Genomic DNA, 1,199 nt, shown 5'->3' with positions numbered 1-1,199 from the left:
CGCCGTTCCTCCGGCCTGCCCGCCACCGCCGTCGCCTGGGGCCCCTGGGCCCCCGGCGCGGGCATGACCGCCGAGCTGACCGAGGCGGACCTGCGACGCATGGCACGCGAGGGCATGCAGCCGCTTGCCCCGGAGCAGGGGCTCAGGCTGTTCGATGCCGTCCTGGAGATCGGCCCGGCGCTCGAACGGGCGGCTGTGCTGCCGATCAACCTCGACCTCGCAGCACTCCGCAGGCGTGGACAGGTTCCCGACCTGCTGCGCGCTCTCGTTCGCACGCCCGCGCGCCGGGCTGCGGACGTCCAGGCGGCGGCCGGAGGGGCGGCCGACATCGCCCCTCGAGTCAGCGGGCTCCCGGAGGCCGAGCGCGAGAAATTCCTGCTGGACCTCGTCCGTGGACAGGCCGCATCCGTCCTGGGCCACGCGTCCGCCGCGGACCTGGAGGCGGACCAGCCGTTCAAGGCCCTCGGCTTCGACTCCCTGACCTCGGTCGAGCTCCGCAACCGAGTGAGCACTGCCACCGGCATGAAGCTCCCCGCCACACTGGTCTTCGACCACCCGACCCCTGCCGCCCTGGCCCGGCACCTCCTCTCCGAACTGTCGGACGGGGAGGAGAACGTCGGCACGGCCTCCGCGCTGCCCGTGCCGACGAGCGTGAATGACGATCCGGTGGTGATCGTCGGCATGGCGTGCCGGTTCCCGGGTGGGGTGGGTTCGCCGGAGGACCTGTGGCGGCTGGTCACCGAGGGGGGTGACGCCATCGGTGGGTTCCCCACGGATCGTGGGTGGGATCTCGACGGGCTTTACGATCCCGAGCCGGGCACGGTCGGTCATACGTATGTGCGGGAGGGCGGTTTCCTCTACGACGCCGCCCTGTTCGACTCCACGCTCTTCGGGATCTCGCCGCGTGAGGCGCTGGCGATGGATCCGCAGCAGAGGTTGCTGCTGGAGACGTCGTGGGAGGTCCTGGAGCGGGCGGGGATCGACCCGGCGACGCTGCGGGGCAGCCGTACCGGTGTCTTCGCCGGCGCGATCACACAGGACTATGGCTCCTGCATGCGCGCCGGGGAGCACGACTCCGACGGCTATCTGCTGACCGGTTCGACGGGCAGTGTGGCGTCGGGTCGTATCGCGTACACGTTTGGTTTTGAGGGTCCTGCGGTGACGGTGGACACGGCGTGTTCGTCGTCGCTGGTGGCGTT

Annotated in this window: 1 protein-coding gene; it reads left to right on the top strand. The window is 71.0% G+C overall.

The features are described 5' to 3' along the window. A partial coding sequence (locus ACZ43N_RS42720; protein WP_468105286.1) for an acyl carrier protein occupies positions 1-1,199 on the top strand: 1,199 nt, incomplete at both ends.

Source organism: Streptomyces sp. NPDC030814 (assembly GCF_055572155.1).
Note: the sequence above shows the minus strand (reverse complement) of the source record. Positions and strands in the feature narration are given on the sequence as shown.